Origin of the sequence: Sphingomonas sp. IC081 (genome assembly GCF_006874585.1) — a bacterium.
Taxonomy (GTDB): domain Bacteria; phylum Pseudomonadota; class Alphaproteobacteria; order Sphingomonadales; family Sphingomonadaceae; genus Novosphingobium.
Window position 1 is genome coordinate 3,000,944 of sequence record NZ_CP029761.1, and the last position, 16,480, is coordinate 3,017,423.

A 16,480-nucleotide genomic window follows, 5' to 3' on the forward strand; every position below is an offset into this window, starting at 1 on the left:
CGTCGGCCCAGCGGCCCGCCTTGGGACTTACCGGACAGTCGCCTTTGGAGCGGCCCCCTTGGGTAAGCCGACGCTCGCTCCGCAGCTGCACTACGTCAGCCCAGCGGCCCGCCGTGGGACTTTTCTGCCATTCCTAGAGATTCAGGGAACGACCTGTAGTGTTAAAACCGGACCTAGCATCAAAGTTAAGTTAGGCGGCCAAACCTCACCATCAACCGGCGCGGAATACCCGCTGCACCGTCGCGTGCCCGTGCGTGACCCGTAACTGAAAATCGCTGCGAATGCGATTAAATCCGCCTGGCGCCCGTTGCGCGGTCACGGCAAGCTCGAAGCCCGCCGGATCGAGCCAACGCGTCTCTTCGCCGCGGATCACGGGGAGGACGGCATAGGCGCCGCGCTCCCCACGCGTGCCGGTCAGCCTGGCCGCCAGCCCTGCCGATGCAGTCGGGGCCTTTTCCTCGACCGGTAGACTCTTCTGCCAAGCAATGAACCGCTGCGGATCGATCCGGCTCTCGGCGTCTGGATCTTCCATTTCCTCCTCGAGCCACTCGTCAAACTCGGCGCGCCGCAATGAGGCTGCCTCGCGCGTCGGTGCGAGGCCCTGCGCCATGCTGAAGGCGACGAACGGATCATGCGTACCCCAGCGTAGCAGTTCGCGCGCCCAGAAGCCGAACCAGGGCAATGTCGCCGTTTCCCTCCAGTCGGCAAGGCTCGGCGCCGTCAGGGCTTCGGGCGTGCCCTCATTCCAAGCCTGGGCCACTACCGCCCCGATCGCGACCCCCAGCCGGAACTCCAAATTGTCGGTTACGAAGCGTTGCCAGGCCCGCAATTTGTCAGGGGGCGGCGCCTTGGCGTCAGGCTCATGCATCCACCAGCCCAGCACATCGTTCCACCGGTCGAGAATCTCCTCGTCGCCCTTGGTGGTACGCACCCGGAACCCGAAACCCCTATCGGCCTCGAGCAATGCTCCGATGCTCTCAAACAAGTCGATCCTTTTGGCAGCATCCCAATCGCCATAATCGGCGGCCGCAGCAATCTGCTCGCGTATCTTGATCGCGACGGGCTCGAACCGCCGACCGACCAGCGGCGTGAAGCCATAATGATAGAGTCGCTGGCGCTCACCGTGATCCGGATAGAGATGCTCCACCAAACCTTGGCCGCGTCGGACGAAGGCAGCCTCAAGCCAAGCCTCGCGATCCGCCGACACCGCAGTGAAGCTGCGCGCCCACAGCTTGCGCAACAGCTCCTCTGTGCGCGCCGCAGACATAGGGGCCGCAGCCAACTGGTCCACCTCCTCGATCGCGGTCAGCAGTATCGAATCGAGCTCATCCATCGCATCGCCGAGCCGAGCCAGCGGAGTGGTCGCGCCGGTGCCAGCCTGCGCGCTGACGGTCGCGGGGGCTGTCCGCTCGAGCCAGTCTAGAAAGGCGTTAGGCGTGACGCTGAGCCGGCTGTTGGCCTGTTCCCAGATCCGTTGCAGTAGCAGCGCTAGCGGGCTCTCGACGGCACCGGCATCCTGCTCTTCGATGACGAGCGTCCGACGCAGCCTCTCATAGTCCTGCTCGCGCTCGCGCAGCTGGCCCCATTGCGTCTGCATTTCGCTGTCTCTTTGCGTGACCGGTTTTGTCGGCAGCGCAATGAGCGTCATGCCCTCGGCTCCGCGTGCCGCGCCCGGCCTGCCAGCCCGGCCGGCCAGATTACGGAACTCCGCCGAGGTGAAGGGCGTGATCACCTGCTTCTGCGTCACCTGATCCCATGAGCGCCGTTTGAGCGATGTCAGGAAGATCAGATCGAATGGCAGATTCACGCCCTCGGTCAGCGTCGCTGTGGCGACCGTGATCGGACAGATCCGCTTGTCTATCATCTCGATCATCAGGCGTCGGAGTCGCTGCGGCATCTGCCCATGGCTGGTCGCGATGCCCCGATCTAGCAGGAAGAGCTCATAGGATTCGCGCCCGCAATAATCGAGGCAAGCGGCGCGCGCTTCTTCGAACCGGGCGCGCAGAGCACCTTCGGGCGGGCGAAAATGTACGATCTCCGCCCAGTCCGACAGTTCGAGCGCCTGCTTGTACCACCGCATCATCTGCTCGGGCTCCTGCGCCACTGAGACCAAGATGCGCTGATCCTCCTGCGCCAGATGGAGCGCGGTCCACAGTACGTTGAGGCAATTGTAACGATGCAGACTGCTCCGCCATTCCCGGGCCAGCTCGGGCATCGCAGCATAGCGTAATGGCAAATAGACCGGCTCTTCCTCGCCGCGCAGATAGAGCGGCCGGCCATTCATCAGATCGAGCAATATCCGCCCCGACCCGCCTGGCGTCGCTTCCAGAACGCCGATCACCTGACGCGTGCTCCTGTAGCGCATGCCGACCGCCTGGGCATCCGGGCGACCCTCGATCCAGCGCGCCACCGGGCCCGCGGCGCCGCCGGCAACAGCCGTCAGCGCGATGCGCACTACGTCGGGGCGTTCGGCAAGAATGCGCGAGACCAGCGCTTCGAGCCGGATCGACCGATTGCTATGATCAGAGAAGCTGACCCGCGTCGCTTCATCCGCCTCGGGCACGACCTGATGCGCCTCATCGATGATCAGCAGGCGCATGCGCGCTGTGACCAATGCGCCTAGATACCGCAGCAGCGCATCGGCCTTCTCGACCGTAACGATCAGAACCACCGGTTCCTCGCTGGTCAGCCAGGCATCGGTGATGCCCCAGTCCGACCCGCCATAAAGGCCTGTGACGATGACCTCGCCGCGCAACTCCGCGCTGAGCTTGGCCTCGACCTCTCCGGCGAGCGCGCGCGAGGGTACGATATACAAGGCGAGGGGGCCGAGCGCGCCGTCGTGCTCTCGCAGCAGCAGCTCCTTGACCAGCGCAAGATTGGCTACGAGCGTCTTACCCGATCCAGTCGGCGTGCAGAGCGCGAAGCTATCCTCCCGCAACAGCCGTTCAAGGCCGTCAAGCTGCGATGTCCACAAGATGCCGCGACCCCGGCTGAACTGGTCGCGAGCATAGTTCATAAGCTTATTCATGCGCTCGGGCCGGAGTTCCGACAGTGCACGCAGTGGCTTGTAGATCGTGGCTTCAAGATAGCCATCCGCGACCTGCCGGATCAGACCAATCATCAATGCCGCATCGTCGCTGAACGCTCGCGATGCCATACTGTCGAGCGCGCGCAGTTTCGCGATCGCGGGACCGAGCCGCTCTTCATCGCCGCGACGGAGGCTGTCCGCAATGAGGCCCAGGCTGCGAACAAGCTCGACCGTGAATGCCTTGGCAACGCCACCTTCCTCCAGATCGTCGCGCATCGCGTCGACGAGGAGACGGCTGGCCGCTTGGGTCGTGTAGTCCCGATTAGACCGCCAGAAGCGGGCCGCGCGACGCAGTACATCGTCGAAGTTCGCCCGCAGGAATGCTCCATAAAGCTCGACGCCGTCATGCTCGGAACTGACCTGGTCGAGCAGACCGGTCGCCATGGCGGGAAGACCGCCCAACTGATAGGCGGCCGCCGCCAGCAGTTCGATCGGCACGGCCTGCCGGATGTCGTCATCGGACCGGGCGAGCCATTCAAGAATCTCGCCCGTACGGCGAAAACAGTCGATCGCGCGCGGCGATTCCAATCCCTCGATCGACCGGAAGATATGCGCCGCATGCAGAAGTCGCCGCGCATCGCCGAGCTGTTTGACGGATTCCTGGTCGCCCCACGCAATGATCGGCACGTCCCAGCTGGATTGCAGACAGCGGACATAGGCCCGCGCCTGCGGGCGTGTGAGTTCATTTTCGATCGCTAGGGCCTGTCGCACCTGCTCGGCTGCTTCCAGCCTGTCTACGTCGCGTGCCGGCATCAGGGCATATTCCAGAGCGACGTATAGAGTTTGTCGATCAGTTCATGGCCCTTTTCGAGAATCACCTCGACGACCTGAAGGTCATGTGGCGCCTTATACTCAACTGGCATCTCCTCCCATCCGATCAGACAATCGCCCGTCCCGCGCCGCTCGGCACCATTGCCGACGATCAGGATGAGATTGGTCCGCCCCGGAATGGACGCGATGCCGAGCACGGCTCGATCCATCGACAGGATGGCCGCGGCGTAGCCGTCAGGATCATGTTCCTCCAGCAGGCGCTGCAGTTGCCGCAGCCCCCAGGGGACGGGCGAGTCGCGGTTCACCTCGAACCAGACGCCCCGTCCGTTGTGCGCGCTGTTGCCCGCCTTGTCCTTCTTCTTAGGGCCCAGCAGCACGCCCGCCACGACGCTGTCGGTCAGCGACACGCGCCATTTGGCTTCGCCGACGATCATCCGCACAACATCGCCGGCGGCGTTCAGCGATATCCCCAGGAAATCCGTGCCGTGGCGCCCGTAAATCTCGCGCTCGCGCTCGTCATCATATTTAAGCGCCCAGAGATAATTCTCCACGTCTTCATGCTTGCGGAACAGGAAGATCGGCACCCGCCACGGGTGGCCGCCAACGAACTCGTCCTGATAGGCCTCGGTGACGAGCCCTGCCATCACTTCACCAAACAGCCCTCTCTGGGCCGTTGACGGCAGGCAGTTGGGATAGCGGATGTCCGCCGGTCGTCCGGCGTCCGGGTGGAGATCGATGCCCAGTTGCGCATGAAAATGCGTACGCGCATCCAGATGGGCCGACTCGAAATAAGGCCTGAGCGCTGCTACCAAGACATCGTCGCTCTCGCCTTGTTGCTCCAATAACAAATGACCGTAGTTGCCGCCACGAATAGAGCCGTTAGCGTTAAGCCAGGTATCGAGAGCTGCTTTCGGAGGCGGACAGACATGCATCATGTCTGCTTAGCCCTTTCTCTGTGGAGGGCAAGGTTGAGCATCAGCTGTCGTCTCGGATCTTCATTCGCAACTGGCACTAAATCGCATCCCTCGGTTCCTTCGAAACAGCATCATTGGGGCTATTACTGACCGCCAGGTTGGCTGTTTGAAACGGAAGGTTTGCCTGATTCCGGTCATTCCCGATCAATACCGCGAATTTCCAATTGTGGTCGACACCTGTCGGGATACCGGACCTTCCGCACCTGAGCGTCGAAATTTAGCGGCTGAATGGCGACAAAGGGTCGACAATGCCGGAATCCGTCGTCCATTTCATTACATTGGGCCACAGGGCTTGCGTCTATGGGCAATCTGCAATAAATGGACGCCAGCCAATATCGGCCTGTTTTTGAACGAGGAAAGGAGAAGATCATGCGCGCAGCATTTGATCGCGACGAAAACAACTTCTCATTTCCCTGTGTTCAGGAACAGATTGCATGGGCAACTGCCTCAAGGGCGATACTTCTCGCCTGATTGCTTTTCGCGGCTTTCGCGCCGCTGATTTTTCCAGACTTTCCATTATTGCCACACCTCTCTTCGGGGAAGGCTTGTCATGCGTGACGACATGTTCAAGGTGATCGTCGAACGCCCCCGCTGGGGTGCGAGCCACGCGGCTTCTCCGAAATTGAAAAGGATGCCTCACACCGGCGCACCCCATATCGGGCTCAAGCGCCATGCCAGGATCGGTGCACCCTACACCAAGTCATTGAACGAGAACCTCGCCCCTTTGGTTCGCTACCTGCGGCGCCAGCGGGGGCGCCGGTGGGACGCCGTCTTCAGCGAGATCTGCGCCAAGCTCGACACGGGCAGCACGGTGAAGATGCACGTACGCGAACATATCGAGGATTTCGTGCTGACCCGCATTTCCATCGGGCGTTACGGCGAGTGGATGTTCGAAGGCCAGGTCCTCGGGCGCGGAGGCCAGTGGTTCCGACGCCGCGAGCTGTTCGTCGATCCGCGTGATCGGGTTCTCAAGGACATGGCTGTGCTGGAGGCGATGCTGGCCTCCGGAATGATCAATGATCAGGGAGGCGCACAATGACTCCGATCTCCCTTATCGCTAACGATCCATCGCGGTTCGATCCCCTGTCACTCGACCAACTCCAGGCAACGGCAGATTACGAGGGTATGGGCCGCGTCGTCGGCCTGCCCGATCTCCACGCCGGCAACGGTATTGCCGTAGGGGCGGCGTTCTGGTCGCGGAATCGCATCTGGCCCCATCTGGTGGGCAGCGATATCGGCTGCGGCATGGCCTTGTGGGAGACCACTTCGCCATTGCGCAAGTTCCGGCTCGGCAGCGTGGAGCGCAGACTGCAAGGGTTGGACGCTCCTTGGCCCGGCGATGGCGAAGCGGCCCTGAAAGAGGCTGGATTACCACCCGAACTGGCTAGCCCCGCTCTGGGTACCATTGGCGGGGGCAACCATTTCGTTGAATTCCAGCGGATCGAGACGGTGGAGGACGAGGCACACTTCGCGGCGCTTGGCTTGCGACACGACCGGGTCTGGATGATGGTGCACAGCGGCTCGCGAGGCCTTGGGCAAAGCGTCCTGCAAACCCATCGACAGCCGGAAATCAGCCATGGAATACCTGCAGGTAGCCCGGAGGCCGCGGCTTACCTTGCCGAGCATGACGCCGCGCTGGGATGGGCGATTGTGAACCGTCAGATCATCGCCCGGCGCTTTTGCGAAAGTCTTGGCATCGACGGCCGGTCGGTGCTGGACATTTGTCATAACAGCGTGACGCCGCATCAAGGCGGGTGGCTGCACCGTAAGGGGGCTGCGCCTGCTGATCGGGGGGTGATCGCCATCCCCGGCTCGCGAGGGGATTTCAGCTATCTGGTGGAGCCCATAGTGGACGACGCTGACAAGGCTCTCCATTCGCTGGCCCATGGCGCGGGCCGCAAGTGGAGCCGCAAGGATGCCCACGCCCGCCTTTCGCGCCGTTTCAACGTCGCGGAAATGCAACGCACCGCCCTCGGCAGCCATGTGATTTGCGAGGACCGCAGGTTGATCTTCGAAGAGGCTCCCGATGCCTATAAGGACATCGGCATGGTCATCGCCGATCTTGAGGGAGCCGGCCTGATCCGTGTCATCGCCAAGCTTCGGCCCCTACTCAGCTATAAGACGAGGGCGGCATGAGCGAAGTGATCCTGCACATCACGGCGGGCAAAGGCCCCAAGGAATGCCAATGGGTAGTGGCCCAACTGGCGCGCGCTTTCGCAAAGGAAGCTAGGGGCATGGGCCTTGAATGCGAAGCGCTCGATGGTTTGGAGGATTTGCCGTCCTCGATCCTCCTCCGCATCGAGGGCGAGGTAGCATCGGCCTTTGCTGCGAAGCGCATAGGTTCCAACCAGTGGATCGGGACCAGTCCCTTTCGCCCTCGCCACAAGCGGCGGAACTGGTTTGTTGGCGTAGCGCTTGCGCCCGAGCCTGACGCGATCATGGACCTGCAAAATGAGGACATCGATTATCAGGCGATGCGCGCCAGCGGTCCAGGTGGCCAGCATGTCAACAAGACGGACAGTGCAGTTCGGGCCACGCACCGGCCGACTGGCCTCGTGGCCACGGCTCAGGAGCAACGATCCCAACACGCCAACCGAAGGCTGGCGAGGATGAAGTTGGCGATCATGTTGGAAGAACTGCGTGGGCAAGCCAATGACGGCGCAAAAAGGTTGCAATGGCAGGCCCATCAGGATCTCGAACGCGGCAATGCGGTCAGGATCTATTCCGGAGACAAATTCGTGCTGAAGTAATGAAGCTTGCTGGGCCGGACGGCACTTCCGTCCGGCCCAGCAATTTCTCCGACCTTTAAGGCGGGGCGAATGCTGCCTGTCCCCGGTCCCATTTCTTCAAGAACACGGGCCTGATAATCGCGCCAGGTTCCTGTGAAGTGCATTTCGGAAAGCATCTCAGAGACCTACGGGAAGCAAGGTGCTCCTGGCAATGGCAACACGGTGGAACACATCAGCATAAATCCGTGATCGCCGCAGCGACGCCGATCCCACGCTGCCAACGTCGGCTTTGGCGAATGGCCTGCTGATTGCGGTCGGTCTGCACCTGGGGAAGGCAAATCGGCGCCTGTATGTGTCAACCGGCGCGCAAAACTGACCCCCTATCGGCGCCCAATATTGACCCCACCTTTCGGTAGTCTGGCGGTTATCCCGGTAGTCGATAGGAGGGGCCCACGGACGACGACGCGCACCGTCAGGTGTGCTGGCGGCGGCGTCCGTGGGAGGTCCCTGTTGACCCACCGGGTTAACCGCCGGGGATGGGGGTCCGGGGGAAGGGGTTTTCGGCTCAGTTCCGGTTTTTGAACCGCCAGCTGTCATTGCCCGTCTCGATGATGTCGCAGTGGTGCGTGATGCGATCGAGAAGAGCGGTGGTCATCTTGGGGTCGTGGAAGACGCTCGGCCATTCGCCGAAGGCGAGATTGGTCGTGATAATGACCGAGGTCTTTTCGTAGAGCTTGCTGATCAGGTGGAAGAGCATCTGGCCACCGGACCGGGCGAACGGCAGGTAGCCGAGCTCGTCAAGCACCACGAGATCAAGCCGCGAGAGTTGGGTGGCAAGGCTTCCGGCCTTGCCCAGGCGAGCCTCTTCCTCAAGCCGGTTCACCAGATCGACCGTATTGAAGTATCGGCCTCTGGCACCGGCGCGCACCACTGCGGCGGTGATGGCGAGAGCCAGATGAGTCTTGCCCGTGCCTGTTCCGCCGATCAGCACGATATTGCGCCGTTCCGGCAGGAACGAGCCCGTATGAAGCGAGCGGATCAGTCCTTCGTTGATCGGCGTGCCATCGAACATGAACCCATCCAGGTCCTTGATCGCCGGAAGCTTGGCTGCGGTCATGCGATAACGGATCGATGCCGCATCCCGGTGCGCCGTCTCCGCACGCAACAGGTCGCCCAACATCTCCATGACCGTTCTGTCTCGGCGGATGCCGTTGGTGACGGCATCATCGAAGGCCGCCACCATGCCCTTGAGCCCCAGCCCCTTGAGGGCGGCCATGATCTCATGCCGCTGCATCGAGGTCTCGCACGGTATCGTAGCGGCCGCAGTTCGCCTCTGGCGGATGCTTGAGCTTCAGGTTGACGACGACGTCCATAGCCTGGGCATCATGAGGCTCGCGGCGACGGGACAGGATGTTGAGGATGATCTCGTCGCTGATAGTACCGGCGCTGAGTGCCTCGCGCACTGCGGCCTCGACAGCCTCCAGGCCATCTTCGGGGACAGCGGCGAGGACGCGTACAAAGCGCCGGTCGGCATCGTCGCCCTTGCCCAACTTACGCCGCAATTGGGCCAGTGCAGGTGGGAGAGCCCAGTCCTGGAAGGGAGCACCATTGCGCAACGCACCGGGCTTGCGGGCGAGGATGGGCAGGTAGTGCCATGGATCGAAGATTGTCTGGTTCCGGCCGAAGACCCGTTCGTGTTCGGCCACGACAGCGCCGTCGCAGCGGATCACGATGCGCGTTGCATAGGCCCGCACCTGCACAGCCTGATGGGCCGCCTTTGCCATCACCGAGTACCGATTGCGATCGAAGCTCACGAGGCACGTCGAACTGGCTACGTGTTCGCTCTCGAAGAACCCGTCGAAGGGAACCGGTAGCGGTTGCAGCATCGGCCGCTCCACCTCCAGCGCCTGCGCGATCGTCATGCCTTCCTGGTCAGGATGCTGGTTGCGTTCCGCCCAGCGCCGGCACTCGGCTTCCAGCCAGATGTTCAGTTCCTCGAGGCTGGCAAAGCGCAGGCGCGGCTTGAACAGGCGCTCCCTACTGGTCTGAACCTGGTTCTCGACCTGACCCTTCTCCCACCCTGCGGCAGGACTACAGGCCACCGGCTCAACGCGATAGTGGTCCGTCATGATCAGAAACCGCCGGTTGAACAGGCGTTCCTTGCCGGTGAACACCGTCGTCACCGCCGTCTTCATATTGTCGTAGATGCCGCGCGTCGGAATCCCACCGAAGAAGGCAAAGGCGCGGGCATGTGCGTCGAACACCATCTCTTGCGTCTCGCGAGGATAGGCACGGACAAATGGTGCCCGTGACCAGCAAAACCGCATATGCGCGACCTTCACGCGCATTGGCTTGCCGGCGATCTCGACGTCCTCATGGCTCCAGTCGAACTGGTAAGCCTCGCCGGGCCGGTACATCAACGGGATGAACGCCTTGGTCATATCGCCGGCGTCAACGCGACGCTCACGCTTCCAGCGTGCAGCATAGCGCCGCACAGCGTCATAAGAGCCGCCAAACCCTTCGCGCTGAAGCAGATCATGGATCCGCGTCATGCGAAGCCGGTCACGCCGGGGCAGCCCTTCGTTCTCTTCAAGCAGTTCTTCCAGGCGAGTGCTGAAAGGGCCGGTCTGCGGCCGATGCTGTTCCTTGCGCTCGTAACTGGCATCCGCGTTCGGCGCCCGGATCGCCTTGCGCACCGTGTTGCGCGACAGCCGCAAATCCCGCGCTATCGCCTTGATCGGCTTACCGTCCCGGTGCTCCCGACGGATCCTCGTAATCGTCTCCACAACCAACATCCCTGTACCCGCCGTCCGGAACCGAAACGGCGGCGCTTCTCACAATGAGATGAAGGGGGTCAATTTTAGACGCCGATCACCCCGCTAAGGGGGTCAATTTTGCACGCCGCTCCACACCTGATTCAGCGTCGCGCCACTCATCGGCGCATCCGTGTCATACCGCGACGGCAGAACAAAATCTGATCCACCCGAGAAGGTTTTGAGCGCAACGAATATGTCGAGTGCCTGCCGGGATAGGAACACCAAATGAGGATTCCGGCGCTTCATCCGCTCCTTCGGGATCGTCCATAACCCCTCACTGAAGCTGATTTCGTCCCATGTGGCATTGGTCAGCTCGCTCTTGCGAACCATGGTCAGCAGCAGCAATCGCGCGGCCGCCCGCACCGATGGAGCAGATCCGATGCGTTCCGATACATCAAGCCGATTTCGTCCGGCGTCAGTGCTCGATCGCGAGGCTCGAATTTGGCGATGCTGGTTGGACGAACCAACTCCGCCGGGTTTTCGACCTTCTGCCCGCGCTCGATGGCCCAGCGGTATACCTGAAAAACGATTTCACGGGCATGCACGGCCGTTGCCGGCGCTTTGCGGGCAACGATGGCGTCCGTCAGCGCTCGCAAGTCCTCATGGGTGATCTCGGCCAGCTTCTGGTTTCCGAATTTGCCCTTCAAATCTCGTTCAAAGACCGATCGCCGCATGTCGCGAGTCGAATCGGCCATCTGGTAGCCGCGAAGCCATTTCTCGGCCCAGGCACCGAACGTCTCCGCATCCTTCGCGCGAGCCTTGTCACGAGCCTTTTCCTTGGCAGGCGACTTTCCGGCCTCAACCATCTTTTTTGCTGTACCGAGAAGCTCGCGCGCCTCGGCGAGCGTGATCCCGCCAACGCCATAGCGACCAAAGGTAAGCGTCTCCTGCCTGCCATTGATCGCGTAGTTGTAGCGGAAAGAGATCGAGCCTGCGGGCGTAACCGCCACATACAGGCCGTCGCGATCGTTGACCTTGTACAGCTTGTCCTGCGGCTTGAGATTGCGCAGCTTGGTATCGGTCAGCATGGCGATACCCCAGCTATCTGCAAAATACCATGTTGGACAAGACCGCCAATTCCCCTTAAAAATCCAGCAAAGCAGGCACTTTGCGGAATTCCGATACCATGCACCCGCCAAAGGAGCTCTATGGTATCAGTCGCCATAGCCGCAGATCCAACAGACGATGCCATTCAGCATGCCATTGGAAAGCGTTGCTTGCCGATGCCAAAACCTGCCGGGCATCGCCAGCCCCAAAACAGAAAAAGCCCGCATCTCTGCGGGCTTAGTTCCGTTTTCGTGCTACTGGCTGCCAGTCGGTGCCTGACGCCAAATCATTCCCACTCGATCGTGCCCGGCGGCTTCGAGGTGTAGTCGTAGACCACGCGGTTGATACCCTTCACCTCATTGATGATGCGGGTCGCCACGCGCGACAGGAAGGCGGCGTCGAAGGGGTAGATGTCCGCCGTCATGCCGTCGGTCGACGTCACCGCGCGCAGGCCGCAGACGCTGTCGTATGTGCGGCCGTCGCCCATCACGCCCACGGTCTTCACCGGCAGCAGCACCGCGAAGGCCTGCCAGATCGCATCGTAGAGGCCAGCGCTCCGGATTTCCTCGAGATAGATCGCGTCCGCCTTGCGCAGGATGTCGCAGCGCTCCCGCGTCACTTCGCCGGGGATGCGGATCGCGAGGCCCGGTCCGGGGAACGGGTGGCGGCCCACGAAGATCTCGGGCAGGCCGAGCTCCCGGCCCAGCACGCGCACTTCGTCCTTGAACAGTTCGCGCAGCGGCTCGACGAGCTTCATGTTCATGCGCTCGGGCAGGCCGCCGACGTTGTGGTGGCTCTTGATCGTGACCGAGGGACCGCCGGTGAACGAGACCGATTCGATCACGTCCGGGTAGAGCGTGCCCTGTGCGAGGAACTCGGCGCCGCCGATCTTCTTCGCTTCATCCTCGAAGACGTCGATGAAGGTCTTGCCGATGAACTTGCGCTTGGCTTCGGGGTCGGTGACGCCGGCCAGGCCGTTGAGGAACAGCGTCGAGGCATCGACGTGGACCAGCGGGATGTTGTAGTGGCCGCGGAACAGGCTGACGACCTGCTCGGCCTCACCCATGCGCAGGATGCCGCCATCGACGAAGACGCAGGTCAGCTGGTCGCCGATCGCCTCGTGGATGAGCAGCGCCGCAACCGCCGAATCGACGCCGCCCGACAGGCCGCAGATCACCCGCTTGTCGCCGACCTGGGCGCGGATTTCCTCGATCTTGGTCTTGCGGAACTCGGCCATCGTCCAGTCACCGGCAAGACCGCAGACGTGGCGAACGAAGTTCTTGAGCAGCTTGCCGCCGTCGGGCGTATGCACGACCTCGGGGTGGAACTGCATCGCGTAGATGCGCTTCTCGTCGTTGGCGATGACCGCGAAAGGCGCGCCTTCGCTGGAAGCGACGGGGCGGAAGCCGGGGGCAAGGCGCGTCACCTTGTCGCCGTGGCTCATCCACACCTGATGGCGCTCACCCTTGGTCCAGAGGCCGTCGAACAGCGCGCAATCGTCGCCGATCTCGATGAAGGCGCGGCCGAATTCGCCCGAATCGCCGAGCAGGACCTCGCCGCCGAGCTGGTGCATCAGCGACTGCTGGCCATAGCAGATACCCAGGATCGGCAGGCCGCTTTCGAGGATTTCCGCCGGAATGCGCGGGCCATTGTCGTCAAGCACCGAAGCGGGCGAGCCGGACAGGATCACGCCGGCCGGCTTCATGCGGGCGAAGGCATCCTTCGCGGCATTGAAGGGGGCGATTTCCGAGTAGACACCCGCCTCGCGCACGCGCCGGGCGATGAGCTGGGTGACCTGGCTGCCGAAATCGACGATCAGGATGGAGTCGGAGCCCTGCCCCGGATTCGTTGAGGAAGTCTGGTCAGTCATGGCCGGCCACTATAGGCACATTTTGCAGGTGTCCAGTGGAGCGCGCGGTTTTGAGGGTCGCAAGCGCGAGAACGGGCGACCGGCAGGCTGCAATTGCAAAAATCGCACGTAATTTTGTTACTTTGACGTTTGCAAAAATTCCCCGATGGTGTAATTCCGATTCATGGCAAGGCGACGTGACCGCCAGGCCAGCGATAAGCCAAAAATACCAAGTTTGCAGGAAAAGCCATCTCCCGAACGCCCTCGGCATTCGGTGTCGCCGCGTCGCGCAGGGTGTGTGTGCTGCGGCGAAAGTCCATGTTCCCCCTCCCGGCATGGGCAATCCCCAATGGCGAAGGGCGGCTCCGCGAGGAGCCGCCCTTTCTTGCATCCCGGCAAGCCGCTGGCGTCGCCCTCGCCGGGCGGAACGCGCAGCCTGCCCCAGTCTTGTGGAAAAGACCGTGCACAAAGCCGGTTCTGCTTGGGTTTCCAGCCCCGAAACCCTATATCCTCGCCATGGCTAGCACCGACGACAGCACGAACGGCACTGTGCCCGGCAACGGGACCGACAACGGCAAGAACCAGAACAGCTACGGCGCGGATTCGATCAAGGTCCTCAAGGGCCTCGACGCGGTTCGCAAGCGTCCGGGCATGTACATCGGCGATACCGACGACGGTTCGGGCCTGCACCACATGGTGTTCGAAGTGTCGGACAACGCGATCGACGAAGCGCTGGCAGGCCACTGCGACCTGGTGCTGATCGAACTCAACCCGGACGGCTCGGTCTCGGTGGAGGACAACGGCCGCGGCATTCCCACCGGCCTCCACCCGGAGGAAGGGGTCTCGGCGGCCGAGGTCATCATGACCCAGCTCCACGCCGGCGGCAAGTTCGAGAATACGTCGGACGACAATGCCTACAAGGTTTCCGGCGGCCTCCACGGCGTCGGCGTCTCGGTGGTGAACGCCCTGTCCGAGTGGCTGGAACTGACCATCTGGCGCGACGGCAAGGAGCACTGGATGAAGTTCGCCAACGGCGATGCCGTGGCGCCGCTCAAGATCGTCGGCGATGCGCCGAAGGTGGAACAGAACCCGGACGACAACGGCTTCAAGAAGGGCACCCGCGTGACCTTCCTCGCCTCGACCGAGACGTTCAAGAACGTCACCGAGTTCGATTTCGACAAGCTGGAGCACCGCTACCGCGAACTCGCGTTCCTGAACTCGGGCGTGCGCATCCTCTTGCGCGACAAGCGCCATGAGGAGACCAAGGAACACGATCTCTATTACGAAGGCGGCATCGGCGCCTTCGTGCAGTTCCTCGACCGCAACAAGCAGCCGCTGATGCCCGAACCGATCGCCATTGCCGCGGACAAGGACGGCATCGGCATGGAAGTCGCGCTCGAGTGGAACGATTCCTACTACGAGAACGTGCTGTGCTTCACCAACAACATCCCGCAGCGTGACGGCGGCACCCACCTCGCCGCGTTCCGCGCCGCGCTGACCCGTACGCTGAACGGCTACGCCGAGCGTTCGGGCCTGCTCAAGAAGGAAAAGGTCTCGCTTTCGGGCGACGACATGCGCGAAGGCCTGACCGCGATCGTCTCGGTCAAGCTGCCCGATCCCAAGTTCTCCTCGCAGACCAAGGACAAGCTGGTCAGCTCCGAAGTGCGCCAGCCGCTGGAAGCGCTGATGAGCGAGAAGATGACCGACTGGCTGGAGGAGAATCCCGCCACCGCCAAGACCATCGTCATGAAGGTGATCGACGCTGCCGCCGCCCGCGAAGCCGCGCGCCGCGCCCGTGAACTCACCCGCCGCAAGGGCGCGATGGACATCGCCTCGCTGCCCGGCAAGCTGGCCGACTGCCAGGAACGCGATCCCGCCAAGTCCGAACTGTTCCTGGTCGAGGGCGATTCCGCAGGCGGCTCGGCCAAGTCCGGGCGTGACCGCAAGACCCAGGCGATCCTGCCGCTGAAGGGCAAGATCCTCAACGTCGAGCGCGCGCGGTTCGACCGCATCATCTCGTCCAAGGAAGTCGGCACGCTGATCCAGGCCATGGGCACCGGCATCCGCGACGATTTCAACCTGGAAAAGCTGCGTTACCACAAGGTCGTCATCATGACCGACGCAGACGTCGACGGCGCGCACATCCGCACCCTGCTGCTGACGTTCTTCCATCGCCAGATGCCGGAAATCATCCGCGCCGGGCACCTCTTCATCGCCCAGCCGCCGCTCTACAAGGTCGCCAAGGGCCGCAGCGAGGTCTACCTCAAGGACAATGCCGCGCTCGACCGCTATCTGGTCGAGGCCGGGCTGTCCGGCCGCGTGCTGGAAACCTCGGGCGGTGCCCGCATGGGCAGCGACCTCGAGGCGCTGGTCGATCACGCGATCCGTTTCCGCAACCTGATGGGCTTTGTTCCCCGCCGCTTCGATCCCACCATCATCGAGGCGCTGGCGCTCTCCGGCGCCTTCGCGCCCGAGCTCTCGGCGGCCGACCGCAATGCCGCGCTGGAGCGCACGGCACAGTGGCTCGATCGCGGCGATCCGGAAGCCCGCTGGTCCGCCCGCCTGACCGACGAAGGCAACCTTGAAATCGAACGCGTGTGGCGCGGCGTGACCGACCATCACAAGATCGAGGGCACGTTCCTCGCCAGCGCCGAGGCGCGCAAGCTCGCCCGCCTCGCGGCCGAGAATACCGACGTCTATGCCGGGGCGGCCCGTCTCACCCGCGCCAGCGCCGCCGCCGAAGTGGAAGCGGCCGAAGGCGAGGACGAGGCAGCGACCCGTCCGATTGTCGGCGCCGACGTCATCACCCGCCCTGCCCAGCTGCTCGACGCGGTGCTGGCGGCGGGCCGCAAGGGCCTGTCGATCCAGCGCTACAAGGGTCTGGGCGAAATGAACGCGGAACAGCTCTGGGAAACCACGCTGGATCCGGAAAACCGCGCCCTGCTGCAGGTCAAGGTCGAGGACGCCGACGTCACCGACGAGATCTTCACCCGCCTGATGGGCGACGTCGTCGAACCGCGCCGCGAGTTCATCCAGGACAACGCGCTCAACGTCGCCAACCTGGACATCTAAGGACAGCCCCCCCTCTTGCCGGACCGGTGCAGGAGGGGGAACGGCCTGGCGGGCGGCGCCGATCGCCCGGCACCGATCGCCTGGCACCGATCTCCCGGCACACAGGCCAGCATGCCCCGCCCCCGTTACCGCTG

Annotated in this window: 10 protein-coding genes and 1 pseudogene; 4 read left to right on the forward strand and 7 right to left on the reverse strand. The window is 62.9% G+C overall.

Annotated elements, in window-relative coordinates; genetic code table 11:
• Positions 1-211: 211 nt before the first annotated feature.
• Complete coding sequence (locus DM450_RS14230; protein WP_142635847.1) at positions 212-3,841, reverse strand: DEAD/DEAH box helicase; 3,630 nt, start codon at positions 3,839-3,841, stop codon at positions 212-214.
• Positions 3,841-4,794: an aminotransferase gene (locus DM450_RS14235; protein WP_260609875.1), complete on the reverse strand. Its 954-nt coding sequence runs from the start codon at positions 4,792-4,794 to the stop codon at positions 3,841-3,843. The genes DM450_RS14230 and DM450_RS14235 overlap by 1 nt, the downstream gene beginning before the upstream one ends.
• A 589-nt stretch (positions 4,795-5,383) precedes the next feature.
• Here DM450_RS14235 and DM450_RS14240 point away from each other — a divergent pair.
• The 3 genes from DM450_RS14240 to prfH are packed head-to-tail and all read left to right on the forward strand — an operon-like array spanning position 5,384 to position 7,583.
• On the forward strand, positions 5,384-5,872 hold the full coding sequence (locus tag DM450_RS14240; protein WP_185928615.1) for a hypothetical protein: 489 nt from the start codon (positions 5,384-5,386) through the stop codon (positions 5,870-5,872).
• Positions 5,869-6,969: an RNA ligase RtcB family protein gene (locus tag DM450_RS14245; protein ID WP_142635849.1), complete on the forward strand. Its 1,101-nt coding sequence runs from the start codon at positions 5,869-5,871 to the stop codon at positions 6,967-6,969. Before DM450_RS14240 ends, DM450_RS14245 begins: the two co-directional genes overlap by 4 nt.
• Entirely contained in the window at positions 6,966-7,583 is a 618-nt protein-coding gene (gene prfH / locus DM450_RS14250) for a peptide chain release factor H (RefSeq protein WP_142635851.1), read from the forward strand. The genes DM450_RS14245 and prfH overlap by 4 nt, the downstream gene beginning before the upstream one ends.
• Positions 7,584-8,127: 544 nt before the next feature.
• Here prfH and istB read toward each other — a convergent pair.
• From istB to DM450_RS25860, 5 genes and pseudogenes are all read right to left on the reverse strand, one after another.
• The gene (gene istB, locus DM450_RS14255; protein ID WP_013831348.1) at positions 8,128-8,856 is read right to left on the reverse strand and encodes an IS21-like element ISSsp4 family helper ATPase IstB; all 729 of its coding nucleotides are present in this window, start codon (positions 8,854-8,856) and stop codon (positions 8,128-8,130) included.
• Positions 8,843-10,357, reverse strand: a complete 1,515-nt coding sequence (gene istA / locus DM450_RS14260; RefSeq protein WP_142632652.1) for an IS21 family transposase — start codon at positions 10,355-10,357, stop codon at positions 8,843-8,845. Before istA ends, istB begins: the two co-directional genes overlap by 14 nt.
• A 114-nt stretch (positions 10,358-10,471) precedes the next feature.
• Positions 10,472-11,406, reverse strand: a pseudogene (locus tag DM450_RS14265) (tyrosine-type recombinase/integrase); the annotation flags it as partial.
• 305 nt (positions 11,407-11,711) lie between these two features.
• Positions 11,712-13,295: a glutamine-hydrolyzing GMP synthase gene (gene guaA / locus DM450_RS14270; RefSeq protein WP_142635853.1), complete on the reverse strand. Its 1,584-nt coding sequence runs from the start codon at positions 13,293-13,295 to the stop codon at positions 11,712-11,714.
• 161 nt (positions 13,296-13,456) lie between these two features.
• Positions 13,457-13,594, reverse strand: a complete 138-nt coding sequence (locus DM450_RS25860; protein WP_185928616.1) for a hypothetical protein — start codon at positions 13,592-13,594, stop codon at positions 13,457-13,459.
• Between the two features lie 196 nt (positions 13,595-13,790).
• On the opposite strand from DM450_RS25860, the gene gyrB reads away from it, so the two are divergent.
• Positions 13,791-16,346, forward strand: coding sequence for a DNA topoisomerase (ATP-hydrolyzing) subunit B (gene gyrB / locus DM450_RS14275; protein ID WP_142635855.1), 2,556 nt, complete (start codon positions 13,791-13,793; stop codon positions 16,344-16,346).
• Positions 16,347-16,480 lie beyond the last annotated feature (134 nt).